The sequence below is a fragment of the Mycolicibacterium wolinskyi str. Jessa 2025 genome (assembly GCF_049241375.1).
GTDB classification, from domain to species: domain Bacteria; phylum Actinomycetota; class Actinomycetes; order Mycobacteriales; family Mycobacteriaceae; genus Mycobacterium; species Mycobacterium wolinskyi.
Genome location: NZ_CP185960.1, coordinates 4,291,428 through 4,310,435 on the forward strand (window position 1 = coordinate 4,291,428; position 19,008 = coordinate 4,310,435).

20 protein-coding genes are annotated in these 19,008 nt (G+C 68.4%); 11 read left to right on the top strand and 9 right to left on the bottom strand.

Annotation, left to right across the window (positions count from 1 at the left end; translation table 11 throughout):
* The first annotated feature begins 224 nt into the window (after positions 1 to 224).
* Positions 225 to 1,157, top strand: coding sequence for a LysR family transcriptional regulator (locus tag ACOI2T_RS21075; protein ID WP_409503431.1), 933 nt, complete (start codon positions 225 to 227; stop codon positions 1,155 to 1,157).
* 2 nt (positions 1,158 to 1,159) lie between these two features.
* On the opposite strand, the gene ACOI2T_RS21080 is transcribed toward ACOI2T_RS21075, so the two are convergent.
* Positions 1,160 to 2,284, bottom strand: a complete 1,125-nt coding sequence (locus ACOI2T_RS21080; RefSeq protein WP_409503432.1) for a TDT family transporter — start codon at positions 2,282 to 2,284, stop codon at positions 1,160 to 1,162.
* A gap of 76 nt (positions 2,285 to 2,360) precedes the next feature.
* Positions 2,361 to 3,614, bottom strand: a complete 1,254-nt coding sequence (locus ACOI2T_RS21085; protein ID WP_409503433.1) for a CynX/NimT family MFS transporter — start codon at positions 3,612 to 3,614, stop codon at positions 2,361 to 2,363.
* Between the two features lie 47 nt (positions 3,615 to 3,661).
* Here ACOI2T_RS21085 and ACOI2T_RS21090 point away from each other — a divergent pair, with 47 nt between their 5' ends.
* Positions 3,662 to 4,324 carry a FadR/GntR family transcriptional regulator gene (locus ACOI2T_RS21090; RefSeq protein ID WP_409503434.1) on the top strand — a complete coding sequence of 221 codons (663 nt, stop codon included), beginning with the start codon at positions 3,662 to 3,664 and terminating at the stop codon, positions 4,322 to 4,324.
* A gap of 7 nt (positions 4,325 to 4,331) precedes the next feature.
* Here ACOI2T_RS21090 and ACOI2T_RS21095 read toward each other — a convergent pair whose 3' ends face one another.
* Positions 4,332 to 5,672, bottom strand: a complete 1,341-nt coding sequence (locus tag ACOI2T_RS21095) for a sensor histidine kinase (RefSeq protein ID WP_409503684.1) — start codon at positions 5,670 to 5,672, stop codon at positions 4,332 to 4,334.
* 151 nt (positions 5,673 to 5,823) lie between these two features.
* On the opposite strand from ACOI2T_RS21095, the gene ACOI2T_RS21100 reads away from it, so the two are divergent.
* From ACOI2T_RS21100 to ACOI2T_RS21115, 4 genes are read left to right on the top strand one after another with little or no spacing between them, the layout of a single operon-like run.
* Positions 5,824 to 6,558, top strand: coding sequence for a Clp protease N-terminal domain-containing protein (locus ACOI2T_RS21100; RefSeq protein ID WP_409503435.1), 735 nt, complete (start codon positions 5,824 to 5,826; stop codon positions 6,556 to 6,558).
* Positions 6,559 to 6,586: 28 nt separating this feature from the next.
* Positions 6,587 to 7,009, top strand: coding sequence for a PPOX class F420-dependent oxidoreductase (locus tag ACOI2T_RS21105; protein ID WP_067851292.1), 423 nt, complete (start codon positions 6,587 to 6,589; stop codon positions 7,007 to 7,009).
* A 47-nt stretch (positions 7,010 to 7,056) separates the two neighbouring features.
* Complete coding sequence (locus ACOI2T_RS21110) at positions 7,057 to 7,584, top strand: hypothetical protein (protein ID WP_067851290.1); 528 nt, start codon at positions 7,057 to 7,059, stop codon at positions 7,582 to 7,584.
* A 4-nt stretch (positions 7,585 to 7,588) separates the two neighbouring features.
* Positions 7,589 to 8,137 carry a GNAT family N-acetyltransferase gene (locus ACOI2T_RS21115; protein ID WP_409503436.1) on the top strand — a complete coding sequence of 183 codons (549 nt, stop codon included), beginning with the start codon at positions 7,589 to 7,591 and terminating at the stop codon, positions 8,135 to 8,137.
* On the opposite strand, the gene zapE is transcribed toward ACOI2T_RS21115, so the two are convergent.
* Positions 8,134 to 9,174, bottom strand: coding sequence for a cell division protein ZapE (gene zapE, locus ACOI2T_RS21120; RefSeq protein ID WP_409503437.1), 1,041 nt, complete (start codon positions 9,172 to 9,174; stop codon positions 8,134 to 8,136). The genes ACOI2T_RS21115 and zapE overlap by 4 nt on opposite strands.
* A 34-nt stretch (positions 9,175 to 9,208) precedes the next feature.
* Between zapE and ACOI2T_RS21125 the strand changes: the two genes are divergently transcribed.
* The 3 genes from ACOI2T_RS21125 to aftC are packed head-to-tail and all read left to right on the top strand — an operon-like array spanning position 9,209 to position 12,908.
* On the top strand, positions 9,209 to 9,979 hold the full coding sequence (locus tag ACOI2T_RS21125) for a pyrimidine reductase family protein (RefSeq protein WP_409503438.1): 771 nt from the start codon (positions 9,209 to 9,211) through the stop codon (positions 9,977 to 9,979).
* Between the two features lie 31 nt (positions 9,980 to 10,010).
* Positions 10,011 to 11,582 (top strand): alpha/beta hydrolase, encoded by a 1,572-nt coding sequence (locus ACOI2T_RS21130; RefSeq protein ID WP_409503439.1) that lies wholly within the window; start codon positions 10,011 to 10,013, stop codon positions 11,580 to 11,582.
* A 21-nt stretch (positions 11,583 to 11,603) separates the two neighbouring features.
* Positions 11,604 to 12,908 (top strand): arabinofuranan 3-O-arabinosyltransferase, encoded by a 1,305-nt coding sequence (gene aftC, locus ACOI2T_RS21135; RefSeq protein ID WP_067851285.1) that lies wholly within the window; start codon positions 11,604 to 11,606, stop codon positions 12,906 to 12,908.
* On the opposite strand, the gene ACOI2T_RS21140 is transcribed toward aftC, so the two are convergent.
* Together ACOI2T_RS21140 and ACOI2T_RS21145 are read right to left on the bottom strand one after the other, a co-directional pair.
* Positions 12,900 to 13,469, bottom strand: coding sequence for a class I SAM-dependent methyltransferase (locus ACOI2T_RS21140; RefSeq protein WP_067851443.1), 570 nt, complete (start codon positions 13,467 to 13,469; stop codon positions 12,900 to 12,902). The genes aftC and ACOI2T_RS21140 overlap by 9 nt on opposite strands.
* Before the next feature lie 76 nt (positions 13,470 to 13,545).
* Positions 13,546 to 14,298, bottom strand: coding sequence for a helix-turn-helix transcriptional regulator (locus ACOI2T_RS21145; RefSeq protein WP_409503440.1), 753 nt, complete (start codon positions 14,296 to 14,298; stop codon positions 13,546 to 13,548).
* A gap of 59 nt (positions 14,299 to 14,357) precedes the next feature.
* On the opposite strand from ACOI2T_RS21145, the gene msrB reads away from it, so the two are divergent.
* A complete protein-coding gene (msrB, locus tag ACOI2T_RS21150) occupies positions 14,358 to 14,774 on the top strand; it encodes a peptide-methionine (R)-S-oxide reductase MsrB (protein ID WP_067851280.1) in 417 nt (138 codons plus the stop codon).
* Positions 14,775 to 15,202: 428 nt separating this feature from the next.
* On the opposite strand, the gene hemQ is transcribed toward msrB, so the two are convergent.
* The 3 genes from hemQ to hemE are packed head-to-tail and all read right to left on the bottom strand — an operon-like array spanning position 15,203 to position 18,316.
* A complete protein-coding gene (gene hemQ, locus ACOI2T_RS21155) occupies positions 15,203 to 15,898 on the bottom strand; it encodes a hydrogen peroxide-dependent heme synthase (RefSeq protein ID WP_409503441.1) in 696 nt (231 codons plus the stop codon).
* A gap of 4 nt (positions 15,899 to 15,902) precedes the next feature.
* On the bottom strand, positions 15,903 to 17,258 hold the full coding sequence (locus tag ACOI2T_RS21160) for a protoporphyrinogen oxidase (protein WP_409503442.1): 1,356 nt from the start codon (positions 17,256 to 17,258) through the stop codon (positions 15,903 to 15,905).
* Positions 17,255 to 18,316 carry a uroporphyrinogen decarboxylase gene (gene hemE / locus ACOI2T_RS21165; RefSeq protein ID WP_067851274.1) on the bottom strand — a complete coding sequence of 354 codons (1,062 nt, stop codon included), beginning with the start codon at positions 18,314 to 18,316 and terminating at the stop codon, positions 17,255 to 17,257. Before hemE ends, ACOI2T_RS21160 begins: the two co-directional genes overlap by 4 nt.
* 155 nt (positions 18,317 to 18,471) lie before the next feature.
* Between hemE and ACOI2T_RS21170 the strand changes: the two genes are divergently transcribed.
* Positions 18,472 to 19,008: a DUF3000 domain-containing protein gene (locus tag ACOI2T_RS21170; protein WP_234790894.1), complete on the top strand. Its 537-nt coding sequence runs from the start codon at positions 18,472 to 18,474 to the stop codon at positions 19,006 to 19,008.

The following is a 19,008-nucleotide window of genomic DNA, read 5'->3' on the forward strand; positions in this document are numbered from 1 at the left end:
CCTTGAATGACGAAAGGCAGCAACCTGGTGGTCACTGCCTGGGCTCCGGGTGGATGCGTGCTTAGTGCTGCGCTTTATCGGCTCCGCCCGGAGCCTTGATAAAGCGCCAATAGCTGGCACACACACCGATAGTCACGACGGCGAGACTACACCACGGTTCACCATCGGTGACAACCTCCCCTTCGTCACAAGCCGGATTTGTGACCTGCGTTACGATTCGAGCCGTGGCCCTGAGTGCGCGAATGCCCGAGTTGGCGGCATTCGAGGTGTTGTTGGCCATTGCGCGGACCGGCAGCCTGGGCGCCGCGGGGCGGGAATTGGGACTGACCCAGCAGGCCGTGTCGTCACGGCTGGCCTCGATCGAGGCTCAGACCGGTGTTCAACTCGTCCGGCGCAGCACGCGCGGATCGCAGCTCACCCCCGCGGGCGTGGTGGTCGCCGAATGGGCCGACCAGTTGCTCGACGTGGCACAACGAGTCGACGCCGGCTTGGCCGCGATGCGCACCGAGAGCCACAATCGGCTGACCGTGGCCGCGAGTCTGACCATCGCCGAACAGCTCATGCCTCGTTGGCTGGTGTCGCTGCAGGCCGACGCGCAACGGCGTGGTGTTCGGGCACCCGAGGTGATCCTCACCGCAGCCAACAGCGATCAGGTGATCGCAGCGGTCCGGGACGGCTCGGCCGAGCTGGGATTCATCGAATCTCCGGGCACCCCAAAGGGTTTGCACAGCCGTGTGGTGGCGCGAGACGAGCTCGTGGTGGTGGTCCCTCCCAACCACAAATGGACCCGCCGCTCAGCGGTCGGCGCGGAGGAGATCAACGGCACTCCCCTGGTGTCCCGCGAGGTCGGTTCGGGCACCAGGGATGCGCTGAGCACCGCGTTACGCGCAGCGCTGGGCGACGATGTGCAGCAAGCGGATCCCGCGATCGAATTGTCGTCTGCGGCAGCCATGCGTGCGGCGGTGCTGGCCGGCGCGGGCCCCGCCGTGATGAGCCGGCTCGCGGTCGAGGACGACCTCACCCTTGGCCGGCTGCGCGCGGTGCCGGTCGCCGAGCTCGATCTGCGCCGCGAACTGCGCGCCATCTGGCTGGGCGGGCGCACGCCACCCGCCGGAGCCGTGCGCGATCTGCTCAGCCATATCGCCGCGACGCGGTGAGTTCAGCCCCGCAGTAGCCGCCCGGACACCACGCCTTTGAGCGTCTGCGTCGCGACCGTCGCCCATGCACCGAGCAACAGCGCGTACAGCGCCACCGCGAGCCCGGACACCGCCACCGCGCCGGTGGCCACTCCCAGCGCGGACGCACCCGTCACGCACGTGCCGACCGGGAATGTGAAGCTCCACCAGGTCAGTGTGAAGGACAACCCGCGACGCGCGCCGTGCACGGTCAACGCCGCGGCCAGACAGAACACGAACGCCCCGAACCCACCCATCACCAGTCCGTAGACGACGCCGAAGGCATGCAGTGCCGACAGCGCGGACGGGTCGGTCAGCACCGAACCGGCATGCGCGGGAAGAAGATTGGCGGCGGTGATCGACTGACCGACGACCCCGAGCGCGATCCAGACCGTGGGAATGGCCTGCACCTCGGGGATGCCCCCGTGCACGAGCCGCGAATACACCATCGTCAGCGTGATGAAGCCGGCCAGCAGGCTCAGGCCGAACATCGCGTAACACGCGACCAATAGGGTCATCCCGGCCTGCCCGGCACCGAGGTGACCGAGCAGCAGCGACCCGGTGGAGGCCGACACCATGGGCGGAACCACCGGCATCATCCACGCGGGCACCGCGTCCACCTGAGCGTGATCGTGGCCGGTGATCATGACGAATGGAAGCCACACGCTCACAACCAGTCCCAGCGTCGTCCCGGCGAACCACAGTGCCACGCCGGCGGCCAGCGCCGCCGATTCGCCGATCACGGGCGGGCCGAGCAGCATGGCACCGGCACCCACAGTGAGCAGGGCCATGGCAGGCGCGCCGTAGAACTGGCCCATGATCCGATGGGCCGCATAGGCTTTCGCCTGCTCGCGGTGGCGTATCCAGTGTGTGGCGAACGCCGCGGTCAACGCGACCAGCACCACGGCCGCGAGAAGCCAAACCGCGGTGGCGAACTCATGCAGACCCGGCACGTGCACCGGCAGGGTGGCGGCGGCGGTCGCGACGATGCCCGTCCCCATGACCGACGCGAACCAATTGGGCGTGATATGGCCGAACGCCGTCTTCGTGTCGTCGAGTTCGGCATACAGCGCGGTATGGAAGGGACGCAGGGCGAGTTCGGTGCTCACCTCGTCAATGCTGCTGCGGTAACCCGGTGGCTGGTAGTCACGACGTCGTTGTGGGCTCACAAGCCAGGCTTGTGGCTCACACGTAGCGGTTGCGGCCCGCCAGCGCGCCCGCGACCATCTGCACGAGATACACCACCAGCACCATCGCCCACGGCACGGTCCAGCCGCCGGTGGCTTCGTGCAGCAACCCGAACAGGAACGGGCCGATACCGGCCAGCAGGTAGCCGAAGCCCTGCACCATTCCCGACAGCCGGGCGGTGTCCTCGGCGTTGCGGGCCCGCAGCGCGATCACGGTGAGCGCCAACGAGAACACACTCATGCCGAGCCCGACCAGCACGCTCCACAGCAGGGGCGCCGCACCGGGGTCGACCAGCAGGCCGATCATGCCGGCGAACCCGACCACTCCGAGGCCGACGATCCACCAGCTCTGGTTCGACTGGCGTGCGGCCAGCGGCGCGATGAAGAGGCTGATCGGCACCGCGAGCACAGAGGCCAATCCGACCAGCAGCCCGGCATCGCTCTTGCTCACACCGTTGTCGATGAACACCTCGGGCAACCAGCCCATCACCACGTAGGCCAAGAACGCCTGGCAGCCGAAGAACAACGTCACGGTCCAGGCCAGTGAGCTGCGCATAAGGGATCGGGCCGATCCGCCCGACGACGAGTCCGCGGTTCTCGCGGTGGTGATGCCACGCGAGCCGAGCAGCCAGAAGACCAGCGCCAGCACGGCCAGGGTCGCCCAGCTGCCCAGCGCACCGCGCCAGCTGCCGAACACCGACTCCAGCGGCGGGGTCACGGCGGAGCCAAGCGCGCCACCGCCTTGCAAAGCGGCGGTGTAGATGCCGGTCATCAGACCGATCCGGGCCGGGAACGACCCTTTGATCACGACCGGGATGAGGACGTTCACGAGCGCGATCCCGGCCGTCGCGACGAGCGTGCCGCCGATCACGACATAGGGGCCGTCGAGCACCCGCACCAGCAGGCCGACGCTCAGGACGGCCATGGCCACCGATATCGCGCGACCCAAACCGATCCGGTGCGCCAGCCAGGGTGCGGCGAGCCCGGCGGCGGCGAAGCACAGCCCGGGCAGCGTCGTGAGCGCGCCGGCCCATACGGCCGACGCGCCGAGCGACTCTCGCATCTCGCCCAACACGGGCCCGACGCTGGTGATGGCCGGCCGCAGGTTGAGCGCGGTGAGGACCACGGCGACGACGAGAAGGGCCCCGCCCGCCGCCATCGCGCCGGGCCGGAGCTCGGCGGCCCCGTCGAGCTCGAGTTCGAGATCGTGCTCGTAGCTGTCCAGGGATTCGCTGCGCACGTTCCGATTCACTCGGCTATGGTGCCATACATCCCATGATTGGATGAAAGGCTTTTGACGTGCCCCTCGTCACTACCCGCCGAACCGGCCTGGTCGACCAGGTGATCGAACAGCTCCGCGCCCTGGTCAGCTCGGGCGAATGGGCGGTCAACGCGAAGATCCCGACGGAGCCCGAACTCGTCGAGGCGCTCGGCGTCGGGCGCAACACCGTCCGCGAGGCCGTCCGCGCGCTCGCCCACAGCGGGATCCTGGAAGTTCGTCAAGGCGATGGCACCTATGTACGCGCGACGAGCGAGGTATCCGGAGCCCTGCGGCGGCTGTGCGGCTCGGAGCTACGTGAGGTGTTGCAGGTTCGGCGTTGCCTGGAGATGGAGGGCGCGCGGCTCGCGGCACAGGCGCGCACCGAGCAGGATCTGGCCGAACTCCGCGCCTACTGGGACCGCCGCGACACGTCGGACCCTGACGAATTCGCCCGCACCGACACCGAGTTCCACCTCGCGGTCGTGCAGGCCTCGCACAACAGCGTGCTGATCGAGCTCTACCGCGGATTGACCGAGGTGATCATGGCGAGCGTCGCGACGGCCAGCGCCGTGCCCGCCGGACGGTACTCGCACGACGAGCTGATCGAGGCGATCGCGGCGGGTGACGTCGAGCGGGCCGGTCGCGAGGCCAGTGGATTCCTCGACGAACTCCTGGCGCGGATGCCCAACCAGGACTGCTGAGACCGGCTCAGAACGGGGCGTCCTCCACGCGCGATCGGATGATCGGCAGCCGCAGCAACAGCCGCGCGCCGCCGAGCGGGCTGGCCTCCAACGAAGCTGTGCCGCCGTGCAATTCGGCTTGCTGCGCCACCAGGGCCAGGCCCAAGCCCGAGCCCGAACGCGACGCCGTCGACCCGCGCGCGAACCGTTCGAACACCTCGGCACGTTCGGCTTCCGGCACCCCGGACCCGTTGTCGTCGACCACGATCTGCACGTCGTCGGCGGAACTCACTGCGCTGAGCCGGATTTCGGTCGCGCCGCCGTGCTTGACGGCGTTGGCGATGGCGTTGTCGATCACCAGACGCAGGCCGGCGGGCATGCCGAGCATCAGCACGGTCGGCGACGGCATCAGCGTGGCCCGCAGACCCGGGTAGGTATGCAGCGCGTCGTGCGCGGCACGGTCGAGCAGTTCGGTGACATCCATCGGCACGAAGTCCTCGACCGTCGTCAGCTCGCCCTGGGCGAGCCGCTCCAGCGCGGTCAGCGTGGCCTCGATGCGGCTCTGGGTCCGCATCACGTCGCCGATCACCTCCTGGCGCTGCTCGGCGGTCATGTCCAGCGTGGACAGCACTTCCAGATTGGTGCGCATCGCGGTCAGCGGCGTACGCAGCTCATGGGACGCGACGGCGGCGAAGTCGCGCGCCGATTCCAGTGCGGCCTTGGTGCGTTCCTGCTCGTTGCCGATCCGGGCGAGCATGCCCTCGACGGCTTCGGCGATCTCGACCGCCTCACGGACGCCGCGCACCTGGACCTCGTCGGGATTGGACTGCGCGTTGATCGCCCGGGCCTGCTGGGCGAGCAGCCGGAACGGATTGATCATCACCAGCGAGATCACCCAGCCGACGACGACGGTGCTGCCGATGACGCCCGCACAGATCAACACCACCCGCAGGTGCAGTTCGTCGATGCGGCGCTGGGTTTCGGCCAACGGCGCGCCGAGCGCGATGGACGCCGGGCCCGCGTTGAACGTGCGGACGCGGTACTCGACGCCGTCGATCGTGGTGTTGGCGTAGCCGTTCTCGAGTTGCGGCAGCACGATGTCGCTGGGTACCGAGACGGTGATACCGCCGATGTGCGCGGTGCGGACCAGGCCGCCGTCGTCGGGCGTCGACTCGTCGGTGTCGACTCTGGCGGTGTTGAGCAGGGTGCTCACGTCGCCGAGGCTGCTCAGGGAATCCAGCCGGCGATCGAGCTGGCTGTACTGGTCGTTGGTGACACCGATCCACACCCAGGTGCCGAGCGTCAGCACCGTGACGACCACCGAGAGCGCAGCGACGATGACGATGGTGCGCAGCGACAGCACCCGCATCACCGGCCGAAGCACCGGCCTCAGCAGCTGTATCACGCGCTCTTCGAAGTTCACCGGCGCTATCTTGCCCGATCCGCCGGATCGACCGGAGCGACGCACGAGCGTCAACTTTTGGTTGACGAAATATGATCGTCAACCTAAAGTTGACGACATGGTCGAACCCGTGAAAATCAGCAATCCCGTCCGCCTCGATGACCTGATCAGCGCCATCAAGAAGGCACACACCGAACCCCTCGAACAGCTCGTCGACGCCGTCATCGCCGCCGACGCACTCGGCGAGATCTCCGACCACCTCATCGGACATTTCGTCGACCAGGCCCGGCGCTCCGGAGCGTCATGGACCGAGATCGGCAAGTGCATGGGCGTCACCAAGCAGGCCGCCCAGAAGCGATTCGTGCCCAAAGTCCCGGACTTCGATCCCGCCGCACTCGATCCCAACGCCGGATTCGGCCGCTTCACCCCGCGGGCCCGCAACGTCGTGGTCGTCTCGCAGAACCTGGCCCACGATGCCGGGAACCCCGAGATCACGCCCGATCACCTGTTGTTGGCGTTGTTCGCCGAACCCGACGGGCTCGCGGCCAAGCTGTTGTCCAACCAGGGCATCGAAGCCGACGCCGTGCGTGCCACGGTCACGCTGCCGCCGTCGACCGGAGACGCGGGCGCACTCATCCCTTTCAGCAGCGCCGCCAAGAAGGCACTGGAGCTGACGTTCCGCCAGGCACTTCGCTTGGGCCACAACTACATCGGCACCGAGCACATCCTGCTGGCGTTGATGGAAGCCGAACCCGACGACGGCCCGCTTCACCGACTGGGCGTGGATGCCGAGCGTTTCGAGACCGAACTCGCCGCGGCGCTGGAACCGTTCATGAAAAAAGAAGGGGAATGAAACCACGGACGCATCTGTAGAAGGAAGCGTGATTCTCAACGACGCCGCGCGCGAGTTCATCGGAGCGGGAGCCGACGCCACCCTCGTCACCCTCAATCCGGACGGGAGCCCGCAGGTCACCCTCGTGTGGGTGGCCTTGCAGTCCACACCCGACGGTGACGAGTTGGTCACCGCACACCTGGCCGAGCACAAGAAGGTCCGCAACGTCCGCCGTGATCCTCGGGTCGCGGTCACGATCGTCGACCCGGGCAAGGTCGGGCAGGTGATGCGGCCGTACCTGGCGATCAACGGCACCGCACGCGTCGTCGAGGGTGGAGCGAAGGAATTGCTCAAGAACCTCGCCCAGACCCTGGCCAACCCCGATGCGAAGTTCCCGCCCGACGACGCGCCGGACGGCTGGCTCACGCGAATCCGCATCGACAAGGTCGGCGGCGTGGGGCCATGGGCCTGACGGCCAACTGGCTGTAACACGTTTCAGTCTGTGCGATCATGCCTGGCATGCCTCGCTGGTTCGCACTCATGGTTTCTGTGCTGACGGTCGCCGCCGGCCTGCTGGCGGCGCCGTCGGCCGCCGCCGATGCCACCCCCATCGGACGGATCGGCGAAACGCTGCGGGTCGACTTCAAGGGCATCGTCGCCGACGTCACCGTGCACGACGTGCTTGCCAGTGAGGTTCCGCCCGGCTGGGGCTGGAACGGCTCGCCCCGTTGGCGGGCTCAGGGCAGCCCGTGGCGGGCGCCGGTCACGATCACCACCATCGAGGCCCCGAACCCGTACGTGATGGCGTTGGCGTTCACCTTCAACGGCGTCACGCCCTACGCCGACGCCTACCCGCCCAAGCACACCGACGCGCCGAACGCGTTGGAGGACGCCTTGCGCAACGCCCCGCCGGGAGCCACCGTGAGCGGTGACGTGTACTGGGACGTCTACCGCGCGCTCGTCACGAACGTCGTGCTCGTCAACACGAAGACCGGTGAGCACCTCGCGCAGTGGAATCTGTGGCAGCCGGGTACGCCGCTACCGTAGGGGCGTGACCGATGAGCGTCTGTGTGAGGTGACGGTCGAGGTTCCGACGCGCGCGGACCTTCCCGAACTCGCCGCCGTCGCGGCTGCCACCTTCCCGCTGGCCTGTCCCCCGTCGGCGACACCGGACAACATCGCTGCGTTCATCGCCGAGAACCTTTCGGCGCAACGCTTCGCCGGCTATCTGTCCGACCCCGAGCGGATCGTGCTGGTATCGCGTGACGGCGACGCGATCACCGGTTACGCCATGCTGATTCACGGCGTGCCTGCCGACGACGATGTGCAGCGTGCGGTCACCGAACGCCCGGCGCTCGAACTGTCCAAGATCTACGTGCTGCCCGATCACCACCGTGCGGGCGCGGCTGCGGCGTTGATGGCCGAGACGCTGAAGCGGGCCGCCGACGCGGGCATGAGCTGTGTGTGGCTCGGCGTGAACCAGCAGAACGTGCGGGCTCAGCGGTTCTACGCCAAGCACGGCTTCAACATCAAGGGCACCAAGACTTTTCAGCTCGGCGCCGGTGTCGAGAACGACTACGTGATGGTGCGCACGCTCTAATTGGCCTGCTGCGCCGCAGCCGTCAGCGCCAGAAGCCGTGAGGTCGCCCGCAGGTACTTCTTGCGGAAACCACCGGCGAGCATCTCCGCGCTGAAGATCGTGTCGAGTTTCGTGCCCGACGCCAACACCGGGATGCCCGCGTCGTACAGCCGGTCGGTCAGCGCGACCAGCCGAAGGGCCACGCTCTGGTCCTCGATCGGATGCACGCCGGTGATGAACACCTCGGTCACCCCTTCGATCAGCGCGTGATAGCGCGATGGGTGCATGGTCGCGAGATGCGTGCACAACGCGTCGAAGTCGTCGAGGGTCGCACCGTCGACCGCGGCCGCGCGTTCGGCCACCGCGTCGGCGGAAAGCGGCTCGGGCGCGGGCGGCAGATCGCGGTGCCGGTAGTCGGGCCCCTCGATGCGCACCGTGGTGAAGATCTGCGCGAGCGTGTTGATCTCCCGCAGGAAGTCCTGCGCCGCGAACCGTCCCTCGCCGAGTTGCTCGGGCAGCGTGTTCGACGTTGCCGCGATCGACACGCCGCGCTCCACGAGCGCCGACAGCAGCCGCGAGATCAGCGTGGTGTTGCCGGGGTCGTCGAGTTCGAACTCGTCGATGCACACCACCACGTAATCGGCGAGCAGGTCGATGCACTCGTTGTAACCGAACACGCCGGCCAGCTGGGTGAGTTCACCGAACGTCGCGAACGCCGTCGGAGCATCGCCCGCCGCGGAGAGCGTGTAGTACGTCGAGGCCAGCAAGTGCGTCTTGCCGACACCGAACCCGCCGTCGAGATACAGCCCGACGCCGGGCAGCACCTCGCGCTTGCCGAACAGCTTCTTCTTGCCCGCCCGGCGCTCGGCCGCCTGCTCGCAGAACCGGCGGCACGATTGCACCGCCGCGGCCTGCGACGGCTCGGCCGGATCGGGCCGGTAACTGTCGAAGCTGACGTCGGCGAAGGTCGGCGGTGGAATTAGCTGTGCGACCAACCGCTCCGGCGTGACCGTGGGATGACGATCGGCGAGATGGGCGACGCCGCTGGACCCGTGCATGCAGGCAGCGTAGCCACGTGCTCAAATTCTGTTTATGTCCGACGACGCCGCTGGGACACAGCTCACAGTGCTCGGGGCCGTCGATTCGGCCGCAGATGGCCGCCTGCGCGACTTCTACGCCTATCCCGACAACCTGCAACGCTGCTGGGTACGCGGCAACATGATCGCGAGCCTCGACGGCGGGGCCACCGATGACGGCAAGGCCGGCGGGTTGGCCGGCGCCGGCGACCGCGCGGTGTTCAACCTCATGCGCGACGCCGCCGACGTCATCCTCGTCGGCGCGGCGACGGTGCGCATCGAGAACTACTCGGGCGCACAGCTCAGCGTCGAACAACGCCAGGCCCGCCAACGCCGCGGCCAGGCCGAGGTGCCCCCGATCGCGGTCGTCACCGCGTCCGCCGACCTCGACCACGAGGCCAAGTTCTTCACCCGCACCGAGGTCGCGCCGCTCATCCTCACCGCGGCCAACACCGTCGCCGACGCGCGGCGCCGACTGGGTGCGGTCGCCGAGGTGATCGACGCCTCCGGCTCCGACCCCGGCCGGGTCGACCCGGCCACGGCGTTGCGCGTGCTGGCCGAGCGCAAGTTGCTTCGGGTGCTCACCGAGGGCGGCCCGCAGCTGCTGAGCCTGCTGATCGAAGAGGACCTGCTCGACGAGTTGTGCCTGACGATGGCGCCCGTGCTCGTCGGTGGCGTCGCGCGGCGGATCGCCACGGGCCCCGGTCAGACACACACCCGGATGCGGCCGGCGCACCTGCTGACCGACGACGACGGCTATCTGTACACGCGTTACGTCCGGAGCTGACGAACAGAGACCTGTCGCTACTGTGGTCAGCATGCGTCATCAGCTGGTGAGGGCCCTGAGCGTGTCGACAGTTGCCGTGTCGGCACTGCTCACCGCATGCACGCCGATGTTCGCCGTCGACCCCAGGTATGCCACCGATTCCGGCGCGCACCCGCAGGGCCAGCCCGCGACGACCTCCGACGCCCCGGCCGGACCGCCTGCCATCGAGAAGCCCAAGAACGATTTGACCGGGTGGCAGGACTGCACGTCGCGACTGTTCGGCGGCGCCGGTGTCCAGCCGGTGCCCGGTGTGACGTTGGAGTGCGCGACCTACGACGCCGATCTCGACCCCATCGAAGGCGCGACCGGAACGCTCCCGATCGGCGTGGTGCAGGCGCGGTCCGCCGACACCCCGCAGGACGCCGGACCGCTGGTGATGACGACGGGTTCCGACCTGCCGTCGTCGGCCCAGCTGCCGGTGTGGTTGTCTCGTTCGGGCAGCGACGTGCTCAAAGCCCATCCGATCGTGGCCGTCGATCGCCGCGGGATGGGCATGTCCGGTGCCATCGACTGCCGCGACCTCTACGACCGCCAGGAGATGCTGGACCAGGCGCAGTTCCAGGCCGGTGACGATCCGGTCGCCAATCTGGGCGCGATCACCGTGACCGCCACGACGAGCTGCACCGACACCATCGCCCCCGGCGACTCCGCCTACGACAACGCGCACGCCGCCGAGGATCTCGAACGGCTCCGCAGCACCTGGGACGTCCCCACGCTGGCGCTGCTCGGCGTCGGGAACGGCGCACAGGTGGCGTTGGCCTATGCCGGCTCGCACCCCAACAAGGTCTCGCGCCTGATCCTCGACTCGCCCCTGCCGCTCGCCATCGGCGCCGAGGCCGCCGCCGAACAGCGCGTCAAGGGCCAGCAGGCCGCGCTCGACGCGTTCGCCGCACAGTGCATCGCGACCAACTGCCCGCTCGGCCCCGACCCGAAGGGTGTGGTCGACTCGCTGCTCGCGGACGCCAGGGCCGGCCGCGGCCCGGGCGGGGCTTCGGTGGCCACCTTGGCCGAGGCCATCGCGACCAGCCTGGGATTCCCGCAGGGTGACCGCGTCGCCGCGACGAACAACCTCGCCGCGGCGCTGGCCGCGGCCCGCGACGGCGACCCCAACCCGATCACCGACCTGATCACCAAGGCCGAAGATCTCCGCCAGACCGACGGTCAGTTCGTCAACAGTTGCAGCGACGCGCTGAACCGGCCCACCCCCGACCGCGTCCGCGAGCTCGTCGTCGCCTGGGGCAAGCTCTACCCGCAATTCGGTGCCGTCGGTGCGCTCAATCTCGTCAAGTGCCTGAACTGGCCGAGCGGTTCGGCTCCGGAAGAACCCAAGGATCTTAAGACGCCGGTGCTGCTGCTCGGTGTGCAGAACGACCCGATCGTCGGCAACGAAGGCGTCGCGGCCGTCGCGGCGACGATCATCAACGCGGGCGCGACCAACCGGCGCGTGATGTGGCAGGGCATCGGCCACGGCGCATCCATCTACAGCCCGTGTGCGCTGCCGCCGGTGACCGCATACCTCGAAAGCGGCAAAGCTCCGGAGACCGACACGTACTGTCCTGCCTGACGCCTGGCCGAATATCGGTCGGTGTACGGTTCGCTGGTGGCGGCGACAGATTCCACGACTAATCGCATGAGTACCGGTCTTCTGAACGCGTTCCGTCCACGCACCTCCCCGCCCGGCATCGCCACGGTGCTGCGCTCGGTGCTGTGGCCGGTCGCGATTCTGTCGATCATTCATCGCAGCTACGTGCTGGCGACCAACGGATACATCACCGACGACTTCGGACCGGTGTACCGCGCGGTGATCAACTTCAAGCTCGGGCTCGACATCTACAACGAGCACTTCGAGTACGTCGATCCGCACTACCTGTACCCACCCGGCGGGACGCTGCTGCTCGCACCGTTCGGCTACCTGCCCGTCGACGCGTCGCGGTACTGGTTCATCTTCTTCAACACCGTCGCGATCATCCTCGCGGCGTATTTCCTCGTCCGGCTGTTCAAGTACTCGTTCACCTCGGTGGCCATGCCCGCGCTGCTGCTGGCCATGTTCTGCACCGAATCGGTGACCAACACCCTGGTGTTCACGAACATCAACGGCTGCATCCTGCTGTGCGGCGTGTTGTTCTTCCGCTGGCTGCTGGCCGGCGGCGTTCGCAACGAGCTCCTCGCCGGTGTCGCGATCGGGTTGACGCTCGTGGTCAAACCCTCACTGGCGCCGCTACTGCTGCTGCCGCTGCTCAACCGGCAGTTCTACACGTTCATCACGGCCCTGGGTGTGCCGGTGTTGTTCAACGCGGTGGCCTGGCCGCTGGTCTCCGACCCCATGGGGTTCGTGCGCAACACCGTCCCCTACATCTTGTCCACGCGCGACTACTTCAACAGCTCGATCCTGGGCAACGGCATCTACTACGGGCTACCCATGTGGCTGATCCTGTTGCTGCGCATCGTCTTCCTGCTGCTGGCGGTGGGCAGCCTGTGGCTGCTGTACCGCCACTACCGCGAACGCGATCCGCTGTTCTGGATGCTGACGTCCTCGGGTGTGCTGCTGATCGCGTCGTTCCTGGTGCTGTCCCTGGGCCAGGGCTACTACTCGATGATGTTGTTCCCGTTCCTGATGACGGTGGTGCTGCCGAACTCGGTGATCCGCAACTGGCCGGCGTGGCTCGCGATCTACGGGTTCATGACGATGGACCGCTGGCTGCTCGGGCACTGGCCGACCACCGGGCGGTTCCTGGAGTACATGAAGATCACCTACGGCTGGTCGCTGATGCTCGTGGTGGTGTTCTGCGTGCTGTACTTCCGCTACCTCGACGCCAAACAGGACGGCCGGCTCGACGAGGGAATCGATCCGCCGTGGCTGAGCCGGGCCCGCGCCACCGAGTCAGTGTGACGCGAACTGCATGACCTGGCCGGCCAGCCGGGTCTGCGTCCGCATCGTCAATCCGTGTTCGGCACACACGGATTCGAGTTCGCCGGGATTCACGAGGCGGAACGGCGAGCGGTCGAGCCGGTGGATCGTGGTGGCCAGCGGGCTGCGCACGAGGTCGTAGCCGGCGAAAACCCCGCCCGGGCGCAGCACGCGGGCGATCTCGGCGATCGCCTTCTCCCACTCGACGATGTGGTGCAACATCAGGCAGCTGAGCACCGAATCGAACGAAGCGTCGGCGAACGGTAGGTCGGTGGCATCGGCGGTCTGGACCGTGACGTCGGGATACCGGCGCAGGCGCCCGGTCGCGGCCCGGACCATGACGGGATCGAAATCGGTCGCGGTGATGGCGAGATCTGGGCGCGCCTGACGCAGTCGGGCTGCGATATCGCCGCTGCCCGAACCGATTTCGAGCACGTCACGCCCCAGCCGGTCGGTCGGCAGGCTGCCGAGCACGGCATTGCCGCTGCCCCGCCACAACATTCCCTTGCAGAACGCACGCTCGACTCGTGACATCGCTGGCATATCGGCTCCCGGTTGTCGGTGTTCGACATCGAGCATCACGCGCCCGAGCGCCCGGCGCTTGAACAGATCCGTCCGATCAGCGTGCGGTCAACGCGCGCAACACATCGCTGGGTGCGATTCCGGTGAGCTCGCGGCACACCCGCGTCGCATGGGCGCCGTCGGCGAAACCGGCCCGGTGCGCGGCATCGGTGATCGAAGCCCCCTGCGACAAGTGCTCGAGCGCCGCCAGCAACCGCGTCCAGCGGGCCGACGCCGCGAACGAGGCCCCGGTCTGCTTCTTGAACAGCCGCCCGAGGTAGTCGGGCGACAACGCCACCTCGCCGGCGACGGAGCTCAGGTCGGTACGGTTCGGCATTCTGGCCGCGAGCAGTTCGATCGCCTGCCGCACCTGCGGGTGCACCGCGTTGCCGGTTTCTGCGTCGGCCCGGGCCAGCAGGTCGGCGATCACGAGGTCGGCGGCTGCGGACAGGTCGTCGTTGTGTACCGCCGTTGCGACCGATTCGACGAGTTCGTCGTCGTCGATCGCCCAAACTCCCGGCACCGCGCCGTTGGCGGTGCTGAGCGCGTGAAGCGCTGCGGCAGTAGGGGTTTGCGGGCTCAGATACACGGACAAGGCGGCGCTCGCTCCGGCCGACCGCAGCGCATGCCGGGCACCACCGGCGACGACCGCAACCCGGCACTGCTGCGCTGAACCGTCGTCGGCGACCATCGACAACGCGCCGTCAAGCCCTACCGCGAGCTGAACCGCGGGATGGTGGTGCACCGCGATGTCCCCGAACGAGCCCGCCACGACCATCTCACCGGGCCGGCTGATCCATGCACCGCGCATACCGCAGGCTATCGCCGGCCGATCTGGCGCGCTGCAGTCCCCGGACGTAACTTGGGGATATGACGATTCCCGGTCCCAAGCTGGAACTGACCGATGACGAATGGCGTGCGAAGCTCACCCCCGAAGAGTTCGCCGTACTGCGCCGAGCCGGCACCGAACGGCCGTTCACCGGGGAGTACACCGACACCAAAACCGAGGGCGTCTACGAATGCCGGGCCTGTGGTGCCGAGCTGTTCCGCAGCAGCGAGAAGTTCGAATCCCATTGCGGGTGGCCGTCGTTCTTCGATCCGGCGAACTCCGACGCGGTCATTCTGCGGTCCGACAACTCGCTGGGAATGCGCCGTGTCGAGGTGTTGTGCGCCAACTGCCACAGCCACCTCGGGCACGTGTTCGAAGGCGAGGGCTACCCGACGCCGACCGATCAGCGCTACTGCATCAACTCCATCTCACTGAAGCTGGTGCCTGCCGAGGGCTGAGGGCCTTCGTTCGCGTGCGTGTGCGTGGGGGCGTGCGTGCGTTGGGGCGTGCCTTTGTCACGCTAGCGTGGCTGTCGACGCCGAGCGTCACGCTAGCGTGACAATCGCGGCCCAGCGTGGGATGCCATCGGAGAATCAGGGCCCCACCGCTGCTCCAGCGTGACAACCGAGGCCAACAGCCACGCTAGCGTGACAAACGCCGCCCAGCGTGGGATGCGTGCGGAGACCCACAGCCCCGCCGCTGCTCTAGCGTGACAAACGAGCCCAACAGCCACGCCAGCGTGACAAACGCGGCCCAGCGTGGGATGCGTGCGGAGACCCACGCACCCACCGCTGCTCCAGCGTGACAACCGAGGCCAACAGCCACGCTAGCGTGACAAACGCCGGCCCAGCAGCGCAGCAACCGCAGGCGCGTGCCCGCGCCGAAACTACGGCAGCTTGGCGATGAGGTCTTCGACGCTTACGCGCGGGCCGGTGAAGAACGGCGTCTCCTCGCGGACGTGGCGGCGGGCGTCGGTGGCCCGCAGGTCACGCATGAGGTCGACGATCCGGTGCAGTTCGGGCGCCTCGAAGGCCAGGATCCACTCGTAGTCGCCGAGCGCGAACGCAGGCACGGTGTTGGCGCGCACATCCTTGTAGCCGCGGGCGGCCATGCCGTGCTCGGCGAGCATGCGGCGGCGTTCTTCGTCTTCGAGCAGGTACCACTCCAGTGACCGCACGAACGGGTACACGCAGATGTAGTTGCCCGGATCTTCGCCGGCCAGGAATGCCGGGATGTGGCTCTTGTTGAATTCGGCGGGCCGGTGGAGTGCGACGTTGCTCCACACCGGGTCGCTGGCTCGGCCGAGCGCGGTGGTGCGGCGGAAGTCGGAGTACGTCGCCTGCAGCGCCTCGACCTTCTCGGCGTGTGTCCAGATCATGAAGTCGGCGTCGGCCCGGAACCCGGCCACGTCGTAGAGGCCGCGGACCACGACGCCGCGTTCCTCCTGCTGTTTGAAGAAGGTGGCGGCCTCGTCGATGACGTCGGCGCGGTCCTCGCCCAGCTCTCCCGGGTTCACCGTGAAGACCGAGAACATCAGGTAGCGGATGGTGGAGTTGAGTGCGTCGAAGTCGAGCTTGGCCATACGCCTATCGTGCCACGCCGCTGTTCACGAGTGCGGTGGCCGCTCGGGTGGCCGTCCCCACACAGGCCGGCACCCCGATGCCGTCGAGATAACCGCCCGCGACCACGAGCGTCGGCGGCAAGCCGGCCCGTAGCTCGGCGATCAGATCGGCGTGCCCGGGACCGTATTGCGGCATGGCATCGATCCAGCGGTGCACGTGGCAATCGACTGGTTCCACGGCGATGCCGAACAGGGTCTGGAGGTCGCGCATCGACCACGCCAGCAGGTCCTCGTCGCCGGTACTGCGCGCGAGATCGTCGCCGTAGCGGCCGAACGACAACCGCAGCAGTTCGACGTTTCCGCGCCGTCCCCATTTACGCGATGTCAGCGTTACGGCCTTGGCGTTCAAGCGCTCTCCACTCACGACCAGCACCCCTGACTGCTGCGGCAACGGCGTGCCTCCCGGCAGGGCCAGGGCCACGACGGCCGCCGACGCGACGCGGATCCGCCGGGCCGCCGCCGCGGTGCGGGGCGCGACGTGCTCGATGAGCCTGGGCAGGCCGGGCGCCGGGACCGCCAGGACCACCCCGTCGGCGCGCCATCTGGTGCCTTCGTCGTCGAGGACTTCCCAGCCTCTGGTTCCACGGTCGACGCGGACGGCGGCCACCTGCGCCCACCGCACGCCGGCCCGCCGCTGCAGTTCCTCGAGTAGCACGGTGTAGCCGCCGTCGAGCGCACCGAACACCGGACCGGTGACCGGCGGCCCGAGCGCGTCGCGCACGGCTTCGGTGAGGTTGCGCGCGCCCCGGTCGAGCGCGGCGGCCAGGGTCGGAACCGCCGACCGCAGCCCGATGGTCGCGGCCGAGCCGGCATACACCCCGGTCAGCAGCGGATCGACGGATCGCTGCACGACCTGTTGCCCGAAGCGGTCGCCGACAAGTTCGGCGACCGCTGGGTCCGCGCCGGGCCGCCAGCTGAATGGCCGGGCGCGTTCGTCGAGGATGCGGGCCACGGTCGCGTCATCGACCAACCCGAGCACCGACGAGGCCTGCGCGGGTATGCCCTGCAGCGTGCCCTGCGGCAAAGGATGCAGCCGAGCGCCGCTGTAGATGAGCGGGCGCACGCCCGTGGTGCCGATCTGGCGGCCGGCCAGGCCGAGCTCGGCGAGCAGTGCCGGCATCTCGGGGCGCCGGGCGACGAACGCCTCGGCACCGACATCGAGTGACTGTCCGCCGACCCGCTCGGTGCGCAGCACGCCACCGAGGCGGTCGGCCGGGTCCAACAACGTGATGTCGGCGTGCGGCCCCGCCGCCATCCGCAACCGGTAGGCCGCGACGAGCCCGGAAATGCCGCCGCCGACAACGCAATACGCGGCACTCACAGTGAGTGCACCAGTGTCACCGCCTCGGTGATGATGCCGGGATCGGATGCCGGCAACACACCGTGCCCCAGGTTGAACACATGACCCGCGGCCCCGGCCGCGACCGCACGCCTGCCGTCCTCGACCACCTGGCGCACCGCGGGCTCCACCACGGGCCAGCCGGCAAGCAACACGACCGGGTCGAGATTTCCCTGCAGTGCGGTGCCGGGCACGACGCGTGCGGCGGCGTCGACGAGGGAGGTCCGCCAATCTACGCCGACCACCTTGGCGGGCGCCGAACCCAGCGCCTCGGACATCGCGCCGAGCAGTTCGGCGGTTCCGACGCCGAAATGAGTCATCGGCACCCCCGCGGCGGCCATGGTGGCGAACACCCGGCTGCTGTGCGGCAACACGTAGCTGCGGTAATCGGCCAACGAGAGCGTCCCCGCCCAGGAGTCGAACACCTGAAGGGCATCCACGCCGGCGTCGACCTGGGCCTGCAGGAACGCGATGGTGAGGTCGGTGAGCGCCGACATCAGGGCGTGCCAGGTCGCCGGCTCACCGAGCATCATCGCCTTGGTGCGCTCGTGGTGACGGCTCGGGCCGCCCTCCACGAGATAGGAAGCGAGGGTGAACGGCGCCCCGGCGAATCCGATCAGCGGCACGTCGCCCAGTGCCGAGACCAAAAGCTTCACGGCGTCGGAAATCGGTGAAACCTGCTGCGGTTCAAGCGGCCTCATGCCTTGGACGTCAGCGATGGTGCGGATCGGGTTGTCGATGACCGGCCCGACGTCGGGCACGATGTCCAGCCCGATACCGGCGGCCTTGAGCGGCACCACGATGTCGGAGAACAAGATGGCCGCATCCACCCCGTGGCGGCGCACGGGTTGCAGCGTGATCTCGCAGACCAGCTCGGGGTCGAAGCAGGCCTGCAGCATCCGGTGCTGCGCGCGCAGCTCCCGGTATTCCGGCAAAGACCGGCCGGCCTGGCGCATGAACCACACCGGCACACGGTGCGGGGTGCGGCCGCTGACGGCGGCCAAATAGGGCGAGGAGGGCAGCTCCCGGCGGGTATTCATCGGCTCCTATGGTGCCATGAGCCCATTTCGGGGGCTGTTGTGCGCTCTGAGGCGCCTTATTACGGCGCGCCTGCCCACGGTCCTGGCCACATCGGCTAGCGTCAAACGCCGTGACCTCTGCCGAACCGGCTCAGTTCCGGACGGCGGTGGCGGCGATGAATGCCACCACCGTGCGGCCGGAAATCGAGCTGGGCCCGATCCGTCCGCCGCAGCGGCTGGCGCCCTACAGCTACGCCCTGGGCGCCGAGGTCCGGCATCCGGAGACCACGATCGTTCCCGAGCGGTCCGAAGGTGACGCATTCGGCCGGTTGATCTTGCTGCACGACCCCGACGGGGCCGAAGCCTGGGACGGCACCATGCGACTGGTCGCCTACATCCAGGCCGACCTGGATTCCAGCGAAGCTGTCGACCCGCTGCTGCCGGAGGTGGCCTGGAGTTGGCTGGTGGATGCCCTGGAAACCCGAGCCGAGCACGTCACCGCGCTCGGCGGAACGGTCACCGCGACCACCTCGGTGCGCTACGGCGACATCTCCGGCCCGCCGCGAGCGCATCAGCTGGAATTGCGCGCGTCGTGGACGGCCACCACGTTGGAGCTGGGCCCGCACGTGGAGGCGTTCTGTGAAGTTCTCGAGCACGCCGCCGGCCTGCCGCCGGCCGGCGTGACCGACCTGAGTTCCCGCACCCGCGCGTGA

Coding starts and splice junctions, on each gene's coding strand:
- ACOI2T_RS21095 (WP_409503684.1), bottom strand. CDS start 5,672: ATGCGGGTGCTGTCGCTGCGCACCATCGTCATCGTCGCTGCGCTCTCG.
- ACOI2T_RS21100 (WP_409503435.1), top strand. CDS start 5,824: ATGGTCGAACCCGTGAAAATCAGCAATCCCGTCCGCCTCGATGACCTG.
- ACOI2T_RS21110 (WP_067851290.1), top strand. CDS start 7,057: ATGCCTCGCTGGTTCGCACTCATGGTTTCTGTGCTGACGGTCGCCGCC.
- zapE (WP_409503437.1), bottom strand. CDS start 9,174: ATGCACGGGTCCAGCGGCGTCGCCCATCTCGCCGATCGTCATCCCACG.
- ACOI2T_RS21125 (WP_409503438.1), top strand. CDS start 9,209: ATGTCCGACGACGCCGCTGGGACACAGCTCACAGTGCTCGGGGCCGTC.
- ACOI2T_RS21130 (WP_409503439.1), top strand. CDS start 10,011: ATGCGTCATCAGCTGGTGAGGGCCCTGAGCGTGTCGACAGTTGCCGTG.
- ACOI2T_RS21140 (WP_067851443.1), bottom strand. CDS start 13,469: ATGCCAGCGATGTCACGAGTCGAGCGTGCGTTCTGCAAGGGAATGTTG.
- ACOI2T_RS21145 (WP_409503440.1), bottom strand. CDS start 14,298: ATGCGCGGTGCATGGATCAGCCGGCCCGGTGAGATGGTCGTGGCGGGC.
- msrB (WP_067851280.1), top strand. CDS start 14,358: ATGACGATTCCCGGTCCCAAGCTGGAACTGACCGATGACGAATGGCGT.
- hemQ (WP_409503441.1), bottom strand. CDS start 15,898: ATGGCCAAGCTCGACTTCGACGCACTCAACTCCACCATCCGCTACCTG.
- hemE (WP_067851274.1), bottom strand. CDS start 18,316: ATGAATACCCGCCGGGAGCTGCCCTCCTCGCCCTATTTGGCCGCCGTC.
- ACOI2T_RS21170 (WP_234790894.1), top strand. CDS start 18,472: ATGAATGCCACCACCGTGCGGCCGGAAATCGAGCTGGGCCCGATCCGT.